Genomic DNA, 19,483 nt, shown 5'->3' with positions numbered 1-19,483 from the left:
GGCCGGTCACGGTCAGGAGCGCGGCGCGAAGCGCGCGATCGGGTTCTCGAGCGTTCCGACGAGCTGGAGCGCCCCGGCAGGGTCGGCCAGGTCGACCATCTGCCGGTTGTCACGCAGCTGCAGCCGGTTGAGGCACGACAGGGCGAAGCGCTCCGCGAACAGGTCGTACTGCCCGAACTTCCCGGCCAGTTGGGGAACGGACTCCCGGTAGTCCGCGACGCACGCCGCCACGGCCGACCAGAAGGCCTCCTCATCGAGGACGCCCTCGCTGCTGAGGATGCCGTTGAGGAAGCGCAGGAAGCAGTCGAAGACGTCCGTGAAGACCGACAGCACCTTGATGTCGTCCGGCACATCCGCGCGGACGCGTTCCACCTCCGGGGGCAGCACCGCATCAGGGTCCATGACCACGATCTCCTCGGCGAGATCCTTGAAGATCACCCGCTCGGGAACGCCGTTCTCCAGCACGAGGATGACGTTCTCCCCGTGCGGCATGAACGCGAGGTCGTACGCGTGGAGGCAGTGCAGCAGCGGCGTCAGGTACGCGTCGAGATAGCGCCGCAGCCAGACCTCCGGCGCCAGCCCCGACTCCGCGATGAGCGCCCCCGCGAACGAGGCCCCGTCGCGGTCGACATGGAGCAGCGACGCCATGGTCGCGAGCCGCTGCCCCGGCTCCAGCAGCGGTACGGGACTCTCCCGCCACAACGCCGCGAGCATCTTGCGGTACGGGGAACCCTTGGCGGTGGCCGCCTCGTACTGCCGGTGGTGGTAGCCGACCGCCGCCCGCTCGCGGATGAGGGCGAGGCCCGTACGCTTCAGCACCTCGTCTCCGGCGACCAGATCCGCCAGCCAGTCGTTGATCGCGGGCGTGGCCTTCATGTACTCGGCCGAAAGGCCGCGCATGAAGCCCATGTTGAGCACGGACAGGGCCGTCTTCACATAGTGCTTCTCCGGCGCGCTCGTGTTGAAGAACGTACGGATCGACTGCTGCGCCAGATAGGTGTCGTCGCCGTGGCCGAGGCACACCAGGTCGCGCCGGGCGACCTCGCCCGCGAACGTCACCGACAGCTTGTTCCACCACTGCCAGGGGTGGACCGGGATGAGGTGGAAGTCCTCGAGGTCGAGGCCGAGTTCACCCATCGTGTCCGCGAACCGGGCGAGCACGGACGGCCCCAGCTCGGAGCGGATCAGCCCGTCGTAGTCGAGACCGGCGCCCGCCGAGAACGCCGACAGCTCGCGGCGCGCGGCCAGCCAGATCAGTTGCACGGGCGAGGCCGCCTCGGGGGCGTAGGCGCGGTACTCGTCGACACCGAAGCCGAGCCGCCCGTTGTTCGCGACGAAACAGGGGTGGCCCTCGGTCATCCCGGTCTCGATCGTCTGGAACGGGGCGCGGGCCAGGTCGGCCGACCGTACGGGCGGGGCGGCCAGCTTGAAGGCGCTGCCCGCGAGCGTGCTGCCGATCTCCTCCAGGTACACCGGCAGGACCTCGTCGCTCAGCCCGAGCGCACCGCGCAGCTCGGTGATCAAGTCGATCGCGTCGAGCGGCAGTTCGGCGTCGCCCCGGTGCCGGGTGATGTTGTCCGCGTCGATCAGCCAGTGGTCCAGCGTCAGCACCCGGGCCGCGAAGCGGTACTCGGTCCCGCCGTCGTCGCTGCGCACGGCGTACCGGTCCCCGTCGAGCGCCTCGGGAGCGATCAGACGCTCGTGGGAGAACTCGGCGAGAGCCTTGCGCACCAGGAGCCGGTTGGCCCGGTCCCACAGTTCGGGGGTGAGATGGGCGACGGCGTCGCGGGGAGCGGGCAACGGGTTCTCCGGGGCGCGGGCGGCCAGGAACCGCTCGCGGGTGCAGAAGCTGAGGTAGGCGTCCTTGCCGGGCTTGGCGACGGTGCCGGCGATCTCGAAGCCGACGGCCGCGTTGAGCGCGTGGACCGCGGTGTTGCGGACGTCGGGTTCGACGACGACGCGCCGGGTCGCCGGGTCGGCGAAGAGCAGTTCCATCACGGTGGTGATCACGGCCCGGGTGAACCCGTGCAGGGGAGTGCCGGTGGGAGCGCACAGGAAGTGCATGCCGACGTCGCCCTCGCGGGCCGCGTACAGGCCGACGAGCTCGACACGGGCCGGGTCGTAGCGCTCGACGAGGAACGCGGGACGGCCGTTGTGCAGGCCGAGGAAGGCGTCGTGGTACGGGTGGGCGTCGATGTCCCGGTAGACCTGCTCGACGTCCTCCACGGAGGCGTCCTGCATCATCCAGAACGCGGCCTTGGGATGCGTGACCCAGCCGTGCACCAGTTCCGCGTCGGCGCCGGGGTCGAGGGGGCGTACGGAGAACTCGCCGAGCCGCCCGTCGGTGCGGGTGAATGCCGTGATCATGCGGTCGCGGCCTCCAGAGCACCGGCCGGGACCCCGAACTCCTGGAAGGCGATGGCCTTCTCGACGGGGTAGACCTCGCGGCCGAGCATCTCGCGGATGATCCATGAGTTGCGGTACGCGCCCATGCCCAGGTCGGGGGAGGTGACGCTGTGGGCGTGCACGCCGGAGTTCTGCAGGAACACCCCGTCGCCGGTGACGTCGACGCTGTAGTTGCGGGCGATGTCGAAGCGTCCCTTGTCGTCCCGGCGGAGACGGCCGGCCACGGGGGCCAGGAAGCCGGGAGCCTCGTAGCGGTAGCCGGTGGCGAGGACCAGCCCCTGCGTGGCGAGCGAGAAGTCCGCCTCCTGCTCCTCGTGCCGCAGCCCCAGGGTGTACGTGCCGCTCGCGGCGTCGTACCGGGCGTCCGTCAGCGCCGTGTTGGTCAGCAGCCGCGTCGGGCACGGGCCGCGGCGGTTCTTGATGTACAGCAGGTCGAAGATGTCGTCGACGAGAGCGGAGTTGATGCCCTTGTAGAGGTTCTTCTGCGAGTCCACCAGCCGGTCGCGGGTGGCCGCGGGCAGCGCGTGGAAGTAGTCCACGTACTCCGGCGAGGTCATCTCCAGCGTGAGCTTGGTGTACTCGAGGGGGAAGAACCGGGGCGAGCGGGTGACCCAGGTGAGGGTGTAGCCGTGGGCGTCGATGTCCTGGAGCAGGTCGTAGTAGATCTCCGCCGCGCTCTGCCCGCTGCCGACGACGGTGATGCTCTCCTTCCGCTGGAGCGCGGACTTGCCGTCCAGATAACGGGAGTTGTGGATCGCGTCGCCGCCGAGACCGCGGCAGCTGTCGGGGACGTACGGGGGCGTGCCGGTGCCCAGGACGAGCCGTCGGCCGCGGAAGGTCCTGCTCTCGCCGGTCGCGAGCTCCTCGGCGGTGACGACGTAGACCTCCTCGGCCTCGTCGTACTCGACCAGGGTCACCTGGTGGCCGAAGCGCACGCTGGTGAGCTTCCCGGCCGCCCAGCGGCAGTAGTCGCTGTACTCGGCCCGCAGGGGGTAGAAGTTCTCCCGGATGTAGAAGGAGTACAGCCGGCCCGATTCCTTGAGGTAGTTGAGGAACGAGTACGGCGAGGTGGGGTCGGCGAGCGTCACCAGGTCGGACATGAACGGCGTCTGGAGCGTGCTGTGCTCCAGGAGCATGCCGGGGTGCCAGTCGAAGGACGGCTTGTTGTCGAGGAACAGCCCGTCGAGTTCCCCGAGGGGCTCGGTCAGGCAGGCCAGGCCCAGGTTGAACGGGCCGAGGCCGATGGCGATGAAGTCATGCGGGGCGCGGGACACGGTGTCTTCCAGGTCTTCCGAGTCGTGGTGGGCGAGGGGTGGTTACGCGGCGGCCTGTTCGGCCAGGAAGTGGCCGGCGTGTCCGGCGATCAGGTCGAGGACGGCCGCGATGTCGTGCAGCGTGGTCTGCGGGTTGAGCAGGGTGAACTTCAGGTAGTGGCGGCCGTCGACGACCGTGCCGGCCACGACGGCCAGCCCCGAGGCGAACAGCGCGTCCCGCGCGTGCAGGTTGACCCGGTCGGTCAGGGCGGGGTCCGTGCCCGCCGGCGGCACATAGCGGAACACCAGCGTGCTGAGCGTGGGTTCGGTGACGACCTCGAACCGGGGGTCGTCGCGCAGCAGCCGCCAGCCCTCGGCGGCACGGTCCACCACCTCGTCGAAGAGCCTGCCGACGGCGTCCGCGCCCATGATCCGCAGCGTCAGCCAGAGTTTGAGGGCGTCGAAGCGCCGGGTGGTCTGCAGGGACTTGTCGACCTGGTTGGGGATGCGCTTCTTCACGCTCCGCACCGGGTTGAGGTAGTCGGCGTGGTAGGTGACGTGCCGCAGGGTCAGGTGGTCCCGGACGATCAGCGCACTGGAACTGACCGGCTGGAAGAAGGACTTGTGGTAGTCCACCGTCACCGAGTCGGCCCGCTCGATCCCGTCCAGCAGACCGCGCCTGCGGGAGACCAGCAGGCCGCAGCCGTACGCCGCGTCGACGTGCAGCCAGGCCCCGGCCCGCTCGCACAGGTCGGCGACCTCCGGCAGCGGGTCGATGCTGCCGAAGTCGGTCGTGCCGCCGGTGGCGACGACGGCCATGGGCACGAGGCCCTCGGCACGGCAGCGGTCGAGTTCGCGGGCCAGGGCGTCGGGCCGCATCCGCCGCCGCTCATCACAGGGCACCGTGATGACGGCCTCGGCCCCGAGGCCGAGCAGCGTCGCCGACTTCTGGACGCTGAAGTGCCCGCACTCCGAGGCGAGGATGCGCAGCCGCGGCAGGATCTCGGCCGTCCGCAACGCGGTCGGCGAGTTCTTGCGGACCGTCAGGCACGCCTCGTCACGGGCCAGCAGCAGCGCCTGCAGATTGGACTGCGAGCCGCCGCTGGTGAAGATGCCGTCCGCGTTCTTCCCGAAGCCGACGCGCCCCGCCGTCCAGTCGATCAGCCGGCGCTCGATCAGGGTGCCGCCCGCGCTCTGGTCCCAGGTGTCGAGCGAGGAGTTGACCGCGGACAGCACCGCCTCGCCCAGCACGGCCGGGATGACCACCGGGCAGTTGAGGTGGGCGAGATAGCGCGGATGGTGGAAGTAGACGGCGTCCCGCAGGTACACGCGCTCGAGCTCGTCCAGAGCCGCGGCCTCGTCGCCCAGCGGCCGGTCGAGGTCGATCTGCGCGACCGCCGGCGCGAGCCGGTCCGGGGTCATGCCGGTGAACGGGCGGTCGGCCCCGGCGAGGCGGTCCGCGACGCGTTCGACGCCCTCGGCCACCGAACGCCGGTAGGCGTCCACCGTCCCGGCGCCCAGCAGATGCGCCCGGTCGTCGGACGACGCGGATATCGGCCAGGCCGCCGGAGCCGCGGCGAGGGGGAAAGCGGGAGAAGTCACGATGTGCTGCCTCCAGAGGCATCAAGATCACCAGGGGAAGTAAGGCAAGCCTAACCTAACTTCTCGGTCGTAGGGCACGCAAAAGGGCCCGCGGCCGTGCCGCGGGCCCTGACGGACCGCCGGAAGAGAGCCGGAGTCGGAAGAGAGCCGGGAGAGAGCCGGGAGAAAGAGCGTCAGATGCGCTGCGCCCGGTCGAAGACCGCCCGGGGAGCCGCGCTCAGATTGGGGCCGAACATAAGGGTCGGAGTCAGCGAATCGAGCGCGCTGTTGACCGAGACCAGCGTGCCCTGGCCCGTCCTGGCGTCGAAGTCCGCCAGCCAGGGGCCGCCGCTGGACCCGCCCGTCATGTCACAGGGGATCTTCTGCTGGTCGTCCGACGCCGCCTTCGCGGTGCCCGCGCAGTAGAGCAGTTCCTCGCCGCGCTGCGGACGGGACGCCGGGTAGCCGAAGGCCGTCACCTTGCCGCCCGGCTTGCGGCCGAACGCCACCTTCTGGCCGCCGACCGCATCGGTGATCCGCTTGCCCTTCACCGGATCCACGACCAGCGCCGCCACATCGGTCCGGGAATCCTTCGCCCACGACTCCGGCGTCACGGTCGTACGCACCGGGAACACCTCGTACGGACGGGCCCCCTTGGCGTAGCCCGGCACGAACACCATGTCCATGTAGGTGAAGTACGGCGAGGATCCGCGCCGTACGCAGTGGGCCGCGGTCATCACCACCGAACGGTTGCCGCTCTTGACGGCGGTCGCGGTGCACCAGGTGTCCGCACCCGTGCCGTTGACGAAGAACAGGCGGCCGACGGTCTTCATCGGCGCACCCTTCCAGGTCTTCGTCATCGGGCCGGTACGGCCGAGGTCGGGGACGGTGCCGCCGACCTTCTTCATGCGCTGCGGCGTCCAGTACGCGAGCGCCTGCTGCCGCTCCTTGGCGGTGTAGTTCACCTGGGCCAGCCGGGGAGCGGAGGTCCGGGCCGGCGTGGCGGCGTCCGCCACGGCCGGGACCGCGCCGAGGGCGGCGGCAGCGGCCAGGGCGACGACGGACAGCCGCCGGGACAGGGGTGAAACGCGCATGATGCGGTCGTCTCCTCGTGAAGCGAAATGATGCGAAAGGGAGTTCTCCCGCGAGGAGACGACCGGGTGAATACGCGCGGTTCCTAGATCGCCCAGAGCGGCCCGGGACCCTTGATCGTGCGGTGGATCGGCGCGGTGCTGGTGTGCTGGACACCGGGCAGCGCGGCGACGGGACCGGTGAGATAGCGGTAGAACGCCCCGGCGTCACGGGTGCTGATGCTCGCGTAGACGTTGGTGGTGCCGGTGGTGGCCGCCGCGAAGCACACCTCCGGATGCGCGGCGAGCGCCGCGCCCGCCGCCTCGAGGTGGCACGGCTCGATCCGCAGCCACAGCGCGGCGTGGAACTGGCTGTCCAGGAGCCGCGGGTGGTAGTCCACGTCGAAGTAGAGCGTGCCCGACGACCGCAGCTCCGCCAGCCGGCGGCGGACCGTGTTCGGCGACCAGCCCGTGACTGCGGCCAGTTCGCCCGCCGGCGTGCGCCCGTCCTGCTCCAGCGCGTCCAGCAGGCGCCGGTCGGCCTCACCGAGCGGACAGTGCCCGGCCGGTTCGGCGGGAGCCGGACCCGGGGCGTGCTTCGGTGCCAGCGCCGCGACCTGGTCCGGCGTCAGCGGACCCGCCTTGGTCATCTGGTTGTGCTCGTGGCCGAAGAAGACGTGCAGCAGACAGTGCGCGGAGACCTCCACGACGCGGGGCGTGCGCGGCAGCTTCTGCATCAGCAGCGCGTCACCCGGCCCCGGGCCCTGCGGACGGGCCACGCACGTGATCTCCGTCCCGCCCGAGGTGAGGGTGACCCAGGTGGTGTCCGGCCGCCGCGCCAGCGCCTCGCCGACCGACGCGGCGGCATCCGGCGCACAGCGCACCCGCACGAACCAGGGCGTCTCGCCGGACCGCAGCGGATCCGTCAGGCCGAGCACCCGCAGGGTCCCCGTGGTGCGCAGCTTCGTGTAGCGGCGGGCCACGGTCTGGTCGGAGACCCCGAGGACCTCCGCGATCCTCCGGAACGACGCGCGGCCGTCGATCTGCAGGGCGTGCGCGAGCTGCCGGTCCTGGGAGTCAAGATCGGGCAGCAGCGCCGGAGGCATGTCGAGTTTCACCACTCCACGCTAGCCCAATGTCGGATTTCGCCTCCGACCCCGGCCCCGGGTGTGGATCGCCGCAGGCCGGCCGCAAGCTGTCGGACCGAGACACCCCCCGAGAAAAAGGATCAACAGCAATGCGCAAGTGGTGGCCACTGGTGGCCGTGTGCCTGGGAGCGTTCATGCTCCTGGTGGACGTCACCATCGTCAACGTGGCCCTCCCGGACATGGGCGGCGATCTGCACGCCGACTTCTCGGCCCTCCAATGGGTCGTCGACGCCTACGCGCTGGCCCTGGCGGCGCTGCTGCTCGCGGCCGGCTCGCTGGCCGACCTCTTCGGACACCGCAGGCTCTACGTCGCGGGGCTGACCGTGTTCGCCCTGTCCTCCCTGGCCTGCGGCATGGCGTCGGACGCCGGTGTCCTGGTGGCCGCACGGGCGGTGCAGGGAGCGGGCGGCGCCGCGATGTTCGCGACCTCGACCGCCCTGCTCGGCGCCACCTACCAGGGCCGGGACCGGGGCGTCGCGTTCGGCGTCTGGGGAGCCGTCAACGGGGCCGCCGCCGCGGCCGGCCCCGTCCTCGGCGGACTCCTCACCGAGCACATCGGCTGGCAGGCCATCTTCCTGGTCAACCTCCCGGTCGCGGCGGCCGCCGTCCTGCTGACGCTGCGCGTCGTCGGGGCCGACCGCACCGGCCACGAGGCACGGCGCGGCGGGGTCGACGTGCCCGGCGCCGTGACCTTCACCCTCGCCACGGCGTCCGTCACCTACGGCCTGATCCGCGGCAACGACTCCGGCTGGACGTCGGCGACGGCCCTGGGCGCCTTCGCCGTGGCCGCGGTCTCGCTCGTGGCCTTCGTCCTGTTCGAGAACCGCGCCGCCCGCCGCGGCGGCCGGCCCATGCTCGACCTGGCCCTGCTGCGCAGCCCGTCGTTCGCCGCCCTGATGGGCGGGGCACTGCTCCTCCAGGCCGGCGCGTTCGGCTGCCTCGTCCTGGTCTCCCTCTGGCTGCAGTCGGTGCTCGGCCTCGGCCCCGTCGAGGGCGGCCTGGCCCTGACCCCGATGGCGGCGGTGTCCTTCCTGGTCGCCGTGACCGCCGGCCGCCACATCCAGCGGCTCGCGCCGCGCTGGACCGTCGGCGTCGGCCTGCTGGTGATAGCCGCCGGCATGTTCCTGCTGTACGCCGCCGTCTCGGCCGGCTCCACCCGCTCCGACCTCGTGGCCGGACTGGCCGTGGCCGGAGCCGGAGTCGGCCTGGCCACGCCCGTGCTCGCCTCGGCCGCGGTGGGCAGCGTCCCGCCGCAGCGGATGGGCATGGCGGCCGGAGCCGTCAACACCTTCCGCCAGCTGGGCATGACCCTGGGCATCGCCGTACTGGGCGCCGTCTTCACCGCCCGGGCCCGGCACGTCCTCGCCGGCGGGGACCTCGTGCCCGACCCCCACGCGGCGGCGTCCGCACTCGCCGGCGGCAAGGCGCGGGCGCTGATCGCCGCCGCGCCCGGGGAGCGGCGCGACGCGGCCGGGCACCTGGTCCACCAGGCCTTCGCCGGCGGACTGCAGCAGGTCTTCCTCTGCTCCGCCCTCGCGGCGGCGCTCGGCGGCCTGCTCGTCCTGGCCTTCTTCCGCCCCGCCGCCCGGCCGGCCCCTGCCGCCACGGAACGCCCCGCGAGCCCGGTGTCAGTCCGCTGACCCCTCCCGCTCCGGGAGCCCGCCGGACGCCGGGGGCATCGGGCCGAGCAGCACCGACTTCATGACCGACGGCGCGAAGAAGGCGGAGACCGGGGCCTCGAGCGCCTGCACCCGCCGCAGGACGTCCCCGAGTTCCCGGTCGTCCGTGGCCCGGATCTGAAGACGGCGCACGTACCAGTCGACCGGGCGGTCCGCCAGGCGCGGCCGCAGGGCGTTGCCCTCGGCGCCGGGCGTGTTCTTGTCGCTGCCCGCCGAAATGTCCCAGGACTGGCGGGCAGCGGCGGACAACGCCTTCTGCACATGCCGCGTCGTGGGCGTACGGCCCGTGCCGTTCAGCGCGTCACGCAGCGCGAGGGCGCCGAGCGCGGCGACCGTCATGCCCTGCCCGTAGATGGGATTGAACGCGCACAGCGCCTCTCCCGTGGCGAGGAAACCGGCCGGGCGGCGGCCGGGCCGGTCGTAACGGCGCCGGAGATTGGCGGTCCTGCGGAACCCGTGGACGGCCGAGACCGGCTCGGCCTCACGCAGCCACTCGTGCAGCACGGGATGCGGGAGCCCCGCCGTGAAATCGAGGAAACCGGCCTCGTCGGTGGGGACGTCGCAGCCGCGCGCCCCGAAGAGGGTGACGACATGACGGTCACCCTCCACGGGCAGCATCACCGCACCCCGGGGCTGGGTGGCGTTGGGCATGAAGTACAGCCCCCGGAAGGGCAGTTCACGGCATCCGGGCCCGGCGCGGAAGAAGCGCGTGGAGTAGGCGAGACCGACGTCGAGCCGCTCCTCGTGCGGCGCTTCGGCACCGAGCGCGGTCAGCCACGCGGACGCACGCGAGGAACGGCCCGAGGCGTCCACCACCAGATCGGCCTCCAGCCGCCGGGCCTCCCGCGACGCCTCCCGTCCGCGCCCGCGCACCTGGACACCCCGCACCCGGGCCGCGTCACCGAGCAGCCCGGTCACCTCCGTGCCCTCCAGCACCGTGATCCGCGGGTCGGCCAGGACCCTCCGGCGCACCAGCCACTCGGTCAACGGCCGTGATGCGCTGAGGATATGGATGTTCGACGGGGTGCGGCGGAACCAGCGGCCGTTCTGCCACTGTGCCATGTCGCCGGGCAGGCCCAGCAGATGGGCGCCGTGCTCCCGAAGGTCCCCCAGGACCCCCGGCATCAGCTCCTCCAGCGCCTCCTGCCCGCTGTCCAGCAGCAGATGCGTGTGCCGGTCCTGCGGCACACCGGACCGGGACCCGGGACCCTCGGGAAGGCGGTCCCGCTCGACGACGGTCACCGTGTCGGCATGCGCCGCCAGCACCCGGGCCGTGAGCAGCCCGGCCATACTGCCGCCCACGACCACCGCACGGCGCCGCGGCCGGCCCGTCGCCTGCCCGTTGACCTTGTCCACGCTGACCCTCCCTGCGATCGCCCACTGCCGTGGGCGATCGTATGCGCCCCCGTGTCCCGCCGGTCAGCCGCCAGGACGCAGAAAGCGCCGCAACCGTTGCAACGGCCAGGTGTTGATCACGTCGTCCTTCGTCAGCCACCCGCGCTGCGCCGTCCCCACGCCATAGCGCATATAGGGCAGATGCGTCACCGAGTGCGCGTCGGTGCTCACCGCGAACTTCACCCCGTACCGCTTCGCCCGCAGGATGTCCTCGTCGCACAGGTCGAGCCGTTCGGGGTGCGCGTTGATCTCCAGCGCGGTGCCGGTCCTCGCACAGGCCTCGAACACCGCGTCGAAGTCGGCGTCGATGCCCGGCCGTTTGCCGATCAGCCGCGTGGTGGGATGGCCGAGAATCGCCACATGGGGGTTCTCGCAGGCGCGCACCAGCCGCCGCGTCAGCTCCTCGCGGCTCTGGCGGAAGTGCGAGTGCACCGAGGCGACGCACAGATCGAAACCCTCGAGGAACTCCCCGGGCCAGTCCACCTCGCCCTCCGGCCCGATGTTGAGCTCGGTGCCGTGCAACAACCTCATCCTGCGGTGTTTTCCGTCGAGTTCGCGCACCTTCTCGCGCTGGGCGAGCATCTTCGCGTCGGTCATGCGCTGCATGGCCAGATCGGGAGCGTGGTCGGTCACGGCGTAGTACGCGTAGCCGCGCTCCGCCGCCGCGGCGACCATGTCCTCGAGAGAGGCGAGACCGTCGGTGAGGTCGGTGTGGGTGTGCAGATCACCCCGGATGTCGCTCTCCTCCACCAGCTCCGGGAGCTCGCCCCGCAGACCGGCCGCGATCTCGCCACGGTCCTCCCGCAGTGTCGGAGGGATCCACGGCAGCCCGAGCCGCGCGTAGATGTCCTCCTCCGCCGCCGAAGTGATCTTCCGTCCGCTCCCGGCGTGGAACAGGCCGTACTCGGACAGCTTGTACCGGCGGCGCACGGCCATCTCACGGATGCGGATGTTGTGCGCCTTGGACCCGGTGAAGTACAGCAGCCCCGCACCCCAGGAAGCGGGCGGCAGCACTCGCAGATCCACCTGAAGCCCCTCGGTGGTGCGCACGGACGTCTTCTTCTCGCCCTGCGCGATCACCTCGGCCGTGTACGGGAGTTCGCGCAGGGCCTCCATGAACGCCGCCGACCGCCGGGCGGCGACCAGCACGTCGACGTCCCCGATGGTCTCCCGCATCCGCCGCAGCGACCCCGCGTACGTGCACCCCTCGCACCCGCTCACCTCCGACAGATCGGCGACCACCTGCTCCGCGACCTCCATCGCGGCACTGAGCAGGATCCGGCCGCCCGCCTTCCGCATGAGTTCGATGCCGTGCAGGATGTTCTGCTCGGTCTTCTCCCCGAAGCCCTTGAGGCCCCGCAGCCGCTCCCCGCGCACCGCGTCCAGCAGCTCCTCCACGGAGGAGACGCCCAGTTCCTCGTACAGGACCATGGCCTTGCGCGGGCCGAGCATGGGAATCGACATGAGCGCGCGGACCCCGGCCGGGACCGACGTCCTGGTCTGCTCGATCGCGGCGACGTGCCCGGTGTGCAGGAACTCCACCACCTTGTCGGCGATCGACCTGCCCACATTGGGGATCTCCCGCAGGCCCTCGGCGTCGAGCTTCGCCACATCCTCGGGAAACCCCCCGATCGCCCGGGCGGCCTTCTCATAGGCACGCACCTTGAAGGCGTCGCCACCCGTGATCGCGACGAGATCGGCGTACTCCTGGAGCAGCGCCTCGACCTCCGCGTTGGACCGCGCCATGTCTTCAGCGTGCCACTCGGACGGCACTGGCACATTCCGGGATGCCCCGCAGGGAACACGGGAGCGATATCGTCTCCCCGACGACGAAGGGGAGGGGCTTCGTGGATCCGTTCAGCATGTCGGCAGTGCTCTCGGCGGTCGACACCGTGACATCGGGCGCCCTGTCGGGAGCGGCCGGGGAGATGGGGCGGCGGAGCTCGGAAGGGCTGGCCCGGCTCGTACGGCGCACATGGCGCCGCACCGCCGACGCCGACGACGACCCCGAACTCCCCGTCGGCGACGGCGAGCGCCGCGCCCTGGCGGACCTGCTGTGCGAACACGCCCGTACGGACCCCGACTTCGCCCGCGACGCGGCCGCCTGGCTGCGGGACGCGCAATGGCTGCCGTACACCGCCCCCGGCGCGTCACGTCCGCAGATGCTGCCCTCGACGACCACCACGTTCACCGACCGCGACGCCGTCCGGCACGAGCTCGCCGCCCTGATGGAGGACGGCACGGACACCGTGGGCACGCCGGCCGTGGCCGTGCTCGTCGGCCCCGGCGGCATCGGCAAGACCGCCACCGCCGTGCAGTGCGCGCACGAGCTCAAGGACCGTTTCCCCGACGGCCAGTTGTACGCCGACCTGGCGGGCGGTTCGGCCGCCACGGCCCTGCCGCCGTCCGACGTGCTCGTCGACTTCCTCGAACAACTCGGCGTCCCGCCGGGCCGGATTCCCGCCGACGAACGCCGCCAGGCCGGCCTCTACCGCGACCGGATGGCCGACCGGCGGATGATCGTCGTTCTCGACAACGCCCACTCGCCCCGCCAGGTCCGCCCGCTGCTCGCCGCCGCACCCGGCTCCCTGGTCCTCGTCACCAGCCGCTACCGCCTCGACGAGCTCGCCGCGGACCCTGGCGCCCGGATCATCCCGGTCGGCCCGCTGTCGGCGGCCGACTCCGTCCTCCTGCTCGCCCGCATCGTGGGCCGGGAACGCATCACCGGCCACGGACGGGCCGCCCTGGCCGTGGCCCGCAGATGCGGCGGCGTACCGCTCGCCCTGAGCGCCACCGGCGCCCGCATCGCGGTACGGCACCACCTCACCTGGGAAACCGTGGACCGGCAGCTCGCGGAACGGGAACCGGAGGCAGACACCATGGGCGAGCACAGCGCCGACCTGTCCTACGCGGAGCTCGGCCCCCGGGCCGCCCGCCTCTACCGGCTCCTCGGCACCTGGCCGTGGCCCGGCATCACCGTCGCCGCCGCGGCACGCGCGGCCGACGCCGGCGAGGACGAGACACGCGCCCTCCTCGAGGAACTCGCCGGCGTCCACCTGCTCGAGGAGATCGCCGAGGAACGCTACAGGTTCCACGACCTCGTCCGCCGCCACGCCGAACAGCGGGCCCGCGAGGAGGAGGGCCACCAGGGCATCGCGGCAGCACTCCGCCGCACGATCACCTGGTATCTCGGTCTCGCCGCGGCCGCCGACCTGCGCGTCGTCCCCTCGCGCTGGCACCTCGGCCCCGCCTACCTCCGCCTCGGCCCGCCCGACGGACGCACCCCGGAGGACGGCCGCGCAGCCCTGGCCGAACTGCGCCGCGAGCGCGAGAACCTCGCCGCCGCCGTACGGGCCGCGGCCGAGTACGGCTTCGACGACCTGGCATGGCAGCTCTGCGAGGCCATGTGGGGCCTGCACCTGCGACTCGGCTTCCACCAGCAGGCGGTGGGCACCCATCTGACGGGAGTCGAGGCCGCCCGCCGCAGCGCCGACGCCTTCGGCGACCCGCGCGCCGAAGGCCGCATGCTCACCCAGCTCGCCTTCGCACACATGGGACTCGGCAGCCTCCTCGACGCCGAGGACGCCCTCACCGCCGCGGCCGTCGCCGACGAACGCGCGGGACACCGCCGGGGACAAGCCACCGCCGTCGAAACGCTCGGGCTGCTCCGCCTCAAGCAATGGCGCTACGCCGAGGCGGAGGAATGCTTCGCCTCCGCCCGGCGGATCCTCCTCGCCATGGGCCCCGACGAGGACGGCGCACCCGACGTGCCCCGCGCCACGGCCCTGCTCGACCACCACACCGGCCGCGCCCTGCGCGGACAGGAACGTCACGACGACGCCGTCCGCCAACTCCACGGCGCACTCGCCGCGTTCCGCGCACTGGCCGAGCCCGACTTCTACAACGAAGGCCGCGTGTACATGAGCCTGGGCGAGACCCACCTGGACGCGGGCGACCCCGTCGCCGCCCGCGTCTGCCTCGAACGGGCCCTCGCCATCATGCACAAGGAAGGCGCCGAACTGCAGCAGGCGGACACCGCCGAGATGCGCGCCCGCTGCGCCCGCGAACTGGACGATCCCGTGCGGGAAGCGGAGGATCTGAGCACGGCCGCCGCCCTGTACGAACGCAACGGCGAGCCCGGCGCTGCGGCCCGGGTACGGGCCCGCCTGGCCGAGCTCACGACGTGAGGTGCTCGACGCGGACGCGGTGCCGTTCGGCCCCCGTGACCACCGTCATACCGCCGTCCGGCGAAGGGAGTTGCCGCCCCGGAGCGAGCCACGCGTGGAGCGCGGACGCATAGGCCGCCGGGTCGCACAGGTCGGCCCGGCCGTGCGCGTCCGGTGCCGCGGTCAGACGCACGAGGGCCCCGTCGCGGGTGCGCACGGTGCAGCTGTCCGGCGCGGTGACGTACGCGGCGAGCGCACAGTGCGGGTGGCGGTCGAGAACCTCCGCGGTCCAGGCGGCCGGCGGGCCCAGCCGTGGGTCGTCGGCCGGGGCATGGCGCACGATCACATCGGCGATGCTCAGCCGCCCCGGGTCCGTGGTGTCCTCGTGCACCGCCGTGTGGGCACTCTCGGCGTGCACGTCCTCGGGCTCGTACGCCGCGTCCGCGAAGCGGGTGACGGCGATCTCCGGCGGGGCGGTGCCCGTCACCCGTGCGAGGACGCGCACCGGGGCCGTGCGCTCGGCGGGTTCGAAGGCCGGCAGCGGCAGCCGCTCGAGACAGGCGGGACCGTCGTCGGGCTCGGCGATCCCGATGAGGCCGTAGAACAGACGGCGCAGCAGCGCGGCGGACTTGCCCGGCGAGGAACTGGCCTGCTCCGCCGACGAGGCGTGGGCCCGCGGGTCATGATGCTCCATGACCCGGTCCAGCTGGGCACGCAGACCGCCCCGGAGGGACAGCCTCGGCGCCGTACGGCCCAGGGCGGCCACCGGCGAACCGGGGTCGAGGGCGTCGTCAGGGAAGGCACCCAGCAGCACGGGCACGCCGATGGCCGCGGCGTAGTACGTGACGCTGCCGTGGTCGCCCAGCAGGCAGTCGGCGGCGACGAGGGCCTGACGCCAGCCGTCCAGCGGCGGGACGACGGTCAGCCCCGCGCGCCGGGCCCGCTCCAGCCACGCCCGCAACTGGCCGGGACCGTGCCCGTACCAGATGTTGGGGTGCAGCACCGCCACGGTCCGGTACTCGTCCGCGGGCAGTTCGGAGGCGAGCCGGGGCAACAGCCAGGGCAGCGGCCCCTCTTCCGCTCCGCCATCACCGAATAGCGAGCCTGTCGACCAGGTGGAGTTGACGACGACCAGCCGCTGGCCCGGCGTCACGCCGAGCGCACGCCGGAAGCGTTCGCGCTCGGGCAGCGCGTCGAGGAGACGGTCGTAGCACGGGTCCCCGGCGAGCACGGCCGTCGGGACGGCCTCCGGACAGGCGGTGCCGAGCCGGTCCAGCTGCTCGGGGTGGGAGAGCACCGTGGCGGTCGCCAGGGGACGGCCGTCGTGCAGCAGCCACTCGGGCGAGAGCCCGAAGACGGGAGCGGGTGTCCGGTGTCCGGTGTCCGGTGTCCGGTGTCCGGTGTCCGGTGTCCGGAGCCTCTTATTGTAGCCAACCCCGTGCGACAGCACCGCCAACTTCCCTTGTACGTGGTGGAGTTGGCCGCCGTAGCTCGCCGAGACCGCCAGGTCGACGGGCGTGGCCACGGCCTGCTCCCAGGGCAGTACCGGCAGTCCCGCGGCCGCCAGCAGCTCGGGCACGCCCGCGAGGAAGGGCGACGAACCGGTGCAGGTGGCGAGCAACTGCAGTCGCAGATCGCCGTGCAGGAGCGGCAGCACGTCCAGCAGCCGCGTCGCCGACGTCACGTTGTGGACGACCAGCAGCACACGCCGGCAGTCGGCCCGTGTCACCCAGCGCTCCGCGTCCTCGCCGACCGGAACTCTCAGCCGTTCCCCATCCGCCACCCCGGAGGCCCTCCCGTATCACACGCCACTCCCGCCCCTGGCCGCCCGCGATCGTACCCGGCGGCCGGGCGGCCGTCAGCACAGCTCCACGAGGAGCACGGTGCAGAACGCCTCGAGATCGCCCGGCTTCCGGCTGGTGATCAGCGTGTTGGGCCCCCGCCCGCACACCACGGCCGGCTCGTCGACCCAGGTGCCGCCCGCGTTGCGGATGTCCGTGCGCAGGCTCGGCCACGAGGTCAGCGTCCGTCCGCGCACCACGTCCGCCTCCACCAGGACCCACGGGGCGTGGCAGATCGCCGCGACGGGCCTGCCCGTGGTGAAGAACTCCCGGACGAACGCCACCGCCCGCCCGTCCAGTCGCAGGAAGTCCGGGTTCGCCACACCGCCGGGCAGCACCAGGGCGTCGTACTCCGCCGCCCCGCTCCCGCCCACGACCTCGTCCACGGCGAAGGAGTCCGCCTTGTCGAGATGGTGGAACGCCACCACCCGGCCGGGCCGGGTGGAGACGAGCCGCGTGGTGCCGCCCGCCTCCTCGACCGCGCGCCGGGGCGTGGTGAGTTCGACCTGCTCGGCCCCCGCGGGGGCCACGAGGAACGCGACATTCACGTGTACCGGCACAGGCCCGCGGTGCCCTGGGGCGGGGCCCCTTCCACGCCGGGCTCGAGCACCCGGACGTCCGCACCGGTCAGCAGCGCGGACCGGACGGCCACGTCCGCCAGCCTGCCCTCGTGCAGGCTCCCGTTGCCCGACGGGAAGTCCTCGCGCCGCTCGTGGACTTCGGCCGGACCCGGGCCGAACCACGCGGTGCGCCGGTCCTGGGGATCGTCGGTCACCGCCAGGATGCGCAGCCGGCCCACGGCCAGGGCGTCGAGCGTGTCATGGACACCCATGACCGCGTGCCCGCCCCCCGAACGCTCCTGCTCCAGCAGGTGCAGCAGCCCCGCCGTGCGGGCGTGCCCCGCACGCGAGGCCTCCTCCTCCACCTGCGCGGCGCGCTCCGCCGCCGAGCCGTCCTCGCTGCGCCCGCCGCTGACCTGGCCGACGGTCACGTCGCGCCGCACCCGCTGGGACAGGTGCTTCGTCAGGTACTGGCGTGCCCGCACATCGCCGGCCAGCAGGAGCAGCCGCGCGGACACCTCGGCGAGGGCGGCGTCCACCGCCTCGGCGACACGGACCGCGTTGTGCTCCCAGGAGTCCTCCGCGCGGTGCTGGTAGCGCATCTGCGACATGCCGCCGGGCGCGCTCCGCACGATCTCGTCGTCCGGGCCGGTGACCGTGCGCCGTACGGCCTCGGTCGAGCCCTCCGGGTAGAGCAGGAGGTCCGCGCCGCTGCGGTCCACGACCGCGACCACCCGGGCGGGGTGGTCCTGGCGCCACTCCAGGAGCGGCAGCAGGTGCGGTACGGGCGCGTATTCGGCGATGTCCCCGCGCGGTGCGCCCGGCAGGTCGGCGGAGTGCCGCACCTCGCCCTCCGTGGCGAACGCGGCGAGCGTGCCGGTGCCGGGCAGCGAGTCCAGGACTCGGGAGGTGAGCGCGTCGACGGTACGGGCGTCGGCCCCTTCGCGGGACAGCCGGCCGGCCAGGTCGCGCCACCGGGCCTCGGCCTCCTCGGCCCGCTGCGGACGTACCTCACGGTCGAAGTAGACCGAGACGAACGGGCCCGGCGCATCGAGCAGATCGCGCAGGGTACCGGTGTCGGTGCGGGTGGCAGTGGTCATGGGGCTCCTCCTTCCACCTCCCTCCAGATGAGCAGATGGAGCGGCACGGTGCCACCGGCCCGGCGTCTTCGCAGATCAGAGGTGGTCAGCAGTCGGTGATTTCAAAGAGGACGGGATCTGACCTAGATGGCCCCTACGGTGATCACCAGCCGAACAGAGGAGACCCGGCCCGTGAGCCACGAGACCGACGAGATCCGCCCCTTCCGCATCGACATCCCCCAGGCCGACCTGGACGACCTCAACGACCGCCTGGCCCGCACCCGGTGGCCCCGGCAGCTGCCGGGCGAGGGGCGGAGCCGCGGCGTGCCCGTCGCCACGCTCAAGGAGTGGGCGGACCACTGGCGCGACGGCTACGACTGGCGCCGCCACGAGGCGCGGCTCAATGAATTCCCGCAGTTCATGACCGAGATCGACGGCCAGGACATCCACTTCCTGCACGTGCGGTCGTCCAGGCCCGACGCCCTGCCGCTCGTCCTCACCCACGGCTGGCCGAACTCCTTCGTGGAGTTCGCGGACCTCATCGGCCACCTCACCGAGACGTTCCACGTCGTCGTGCCGTCGGTGCCCGGCTTCGCCTTCTCCGCGCCGCCGCGCACGACCGGCTGGACGCCCGCCCGCGTCGGCCGGACCTGGGCGGAACTGATGGACCGCCTCGGCTACGAGCGGTACGGCGTCCAGGGCGGGGACTTCGGGGCGTCCGTCGCCCCGGAGGTCGCCAAGGCCGACCCGGAGCGGGTGTGCGGCGTCTACATCATCTGCGGCCTCGGCTTCCCCACCGAGGAGGACGTGCCCGGCATGACGGAGGACGAACGCGCCGCGTACGCACGGCTGATGGAGCAGGACTGGGTCAACGGCGTGGACCACCACGGGCTGCTGCGCGCCGCACCCCAGACCTTCGCCTACGGCTGGCACGACTCCCCGGCCGGTGCGCTGGCCTGGATGCTGCAGAAGTTCCAGGACTTCAGCACGGGCCCGGAGCCGCTGGAGCAGGTGATCGACCGCGACCTGTTCCTCACCAACCTCAGCCTCTACTGGTTCACCGGAACGCTGGGTTCCTCGTCCTGGCCGTACTACGACACCACACACTCCGGCTGGCCGACGGGCCAGAAGGCGGTGCCGACCGGCCTGTACAGCGGACCGCCCGGGATCCGACGGCTGGCCGAGCGGCACAACACCATCGTCCACTGGCCCGAGGACAATCCGGGCGGCCACCACTTCGTCACCATGGACCTGCCCGGCGAAGTCGCCGCCGACATGCGGAGGTTCTTCGCCGGGGTCCGCTGA

The 19,483-nt window shown here is 72.4% G+C and carries 13 protein-coding genes and 1 pseudogene; 3 read left to right on the top strand and 11 right to left on the bottom strand.

All coding sequences use genetic code 11. From position 1 onward, the window contains the following. Nucleotides 1–12: 12 nt before the first annotated feature. From ACV530_RS02870 to ACV530_RS02845, 6 genes and pseudogenes are all read right to left on the bottom strand, one after another. Nucleotides 13–1,800, bottom strand: coding sequence for an IucA/IucC family protein (locus ACV530_RS02870; protein ID WP_494330817.1), 1,788 nt, complete (start codon nt 1,798–1,800; stop codon nt 13–15). 90 nt (nt 1,801–1,890) lie between these two features. Further along, nucleotides 1,891–2,367 (bottom strand): annotated as a pseudogene (locus tag ACV530_RS02865) (GNAT family N-acetyltransferase); the annotation flags it as partial. Then, complete coding sequence (locus tag ACV530_RS02860) at nt 2,364–3,680, bottom strand: lysine N(6)-hydroxylase/L-ornithine N(5)-oxygenase family protein (protein ID WP_494330599.1); 1,317 nt, start codon at nt 3,678–3,680, stop codon at nt 2,364–2,366. The pseudogene ACV530_RS02865 and the gene ACV530_RS02860, both read right to left, overlap by 4 nt. A 42-nt stretch (nt 3,681–3,722) precedes the next feature. Continuing rightward, the gene (locus tag ACV530_RS02855; protein ID WP_494330816.1) at nt 3,723–5,213 is read right to left on the bottom strand and encodes a pyridoxal phosphate-dependent decarboxylase family protein; all 1,491 of its coding nucleotides are present in this window, start codon (nt 5,211–5,213) and stop codon (nt 3,723–3,725) included. Nucleotides 5,214–5,434: 221 nt separating this feature from the next. Further along, on the bottom strand, nt 5,435–6,334 hold the full coding sequence (locus ACV530_RS02850) for a trypsin-like serine peptidase (protein ID WP_494330598.1): 900 nt from the start codon (nt 6,332–6,334) through the stop codon (nt 5,435–5,437). An 83-nt stretch (nt 6,335–6,417) separates the two neighbouring features. Beyond that, nucleotides 6,418–7,416, bottom strand: a complete 999-nt coding sequence (locus tag ACV530_RS02845; RefSeq protein ID WP_494330815.1) for an Lrp/AsnC family transcriptional regulator — start codon at nt 7,414–7,416, stop codon at nt 6,418–6,420. 131 nt (nt 7,417–7,547) lie between these two features. Between ACV530_RS02845 and ACV530_RS02840 the strand changes: the two genes are divergently transcribed. After that, on the top strand, nt 7,548–9,098 hold the full coding sequence (locus ACV530_RS02840; RefSeq protein WP_494330597.1) for an MFS transporter: 1,551 nt from the start codon (nt 7,548–7,550) through the stop codon (nt 9,096–9,098). On the opposite strand, the gene ACV530_RS02835 is transcribed toward ACV530_RS02840, so the two are convergent. Continuing rightward, nucleotides 9,087–10,493: an FAD-dependent oxidoreductase gene (locus ACV530_RS02835; RefSeq protein ID WP_494330596.1), complete on the bottom strand. Its 1,407-nt coding sequence runs from the start codon at nt 10,491–10,493 to the stop codon at nt 9,087–9,089. The two genes, ACV530_RS02840 and ACV530_RS02835, sit on opposite strands and share 12 nt — an antisense overlap. Before the next feature lie 63 nt (nt 10,494–10,556). After that, the gene (gene polX, locus ACV530_RS02830; protein ID WP_494330595.1) at nt 10,557–12,278 is read right to left on the bottom strand and encodes a DNA polymerase/3'-5' exonuclease PolX; all 1,722 of its coding nucleotides are present in this window, start codon (nt 12,276–12,278) and stop codon (nt 10,557–10,559) included. A gap of 101 nt (nt 12,279–12,379) precedes the next feature. Here polX and ACV530_RS02825 point away from each other — a divergent pair, with 101 nt between their 5' ends. Next, nucleotides 12,380–14,719 carry a tetratricopeptide repeat protein gene (locus ACV530_RS02825; RefSeq protein WP_494330594.1) on the top strand — a complete coding sequence of 780 codons (2,340 nt, stop codon included), beginning with the start codon at nt 12,380–12,382 and terminating at the stop codon, nt 14,717–14,719. On the opposite strand, the gene ACV530_RS02820 is transcribed toward ACV530_RS02825, so the two are convergent. The 3 genes from ACV530_RS02820 to ACV530_RS02810 all read right to left on the bottom strand — a co-directional run bounded on the left by ACV530_RS02820 (nt 14,709) and on the right by ACV530_RS02810 (nt 18,199). Next, entirely contained in the window at nt 14,709–16,481 is a 1,773-nt protein-coding gene (locus ACV530_RS02820; protein WP_494330593.1) for a hypothetical protein, read from the bottom strand. The two genes, ACV530_RS02825 and ACV530_RS02820, sit on opposite strands and share 11 nt — an antisense overlap. 75 nt (nt 16,482–16,556) lie before the next feature. After that, nucleotides 16,557–17,087 carry a type 1 glutamine amidotransferase domain-containing protein gene (locus ACV530_RS02815; protein ID WP_494330814.1) on the bottom strand — a complete coding sequence of 177 codons (531 nt, stop codon included), beginning with the start codon at nt 17,085–17,087 and terminating at the stop codon, nt 16,557–16,559. Beyond that, entirely contained in the window at nt 17,084–18,199 is a 1,116-nt protein-coding gene (locus tag ACV530_RS02810; protein WP_494330592.1) for a baeRF2 domain-containing protein, read from the bottom strand. Before ACV530_RS02810 ends, ACV530_RS02815 begins: the two co-directional genes overlap by 4 nt. A gap of 171 nt (nt 18,200–18,370) precedes the next feature. Between ACV530_RS02810 and ACV530_RS02805 the strand changes: the two genes are divergently transcribed. After that, nucleotides 18,371–19,483, top strand: a complete 1,113-nt coding sequence (locus ACV530_RS02805; protein WP_494330591.1) for an epoxide hydrolase family protein — start codon at nt 18,371–18,373, stop codon at nt 19,481–19,483.

This window comes from Streptomyces sp. SX-6, assembly GCF_059089585.1.
Note: the sequence above shows the minus strand (reverse complement) of the source record. Positions and strands in the feature narration are given on the sequence as shown.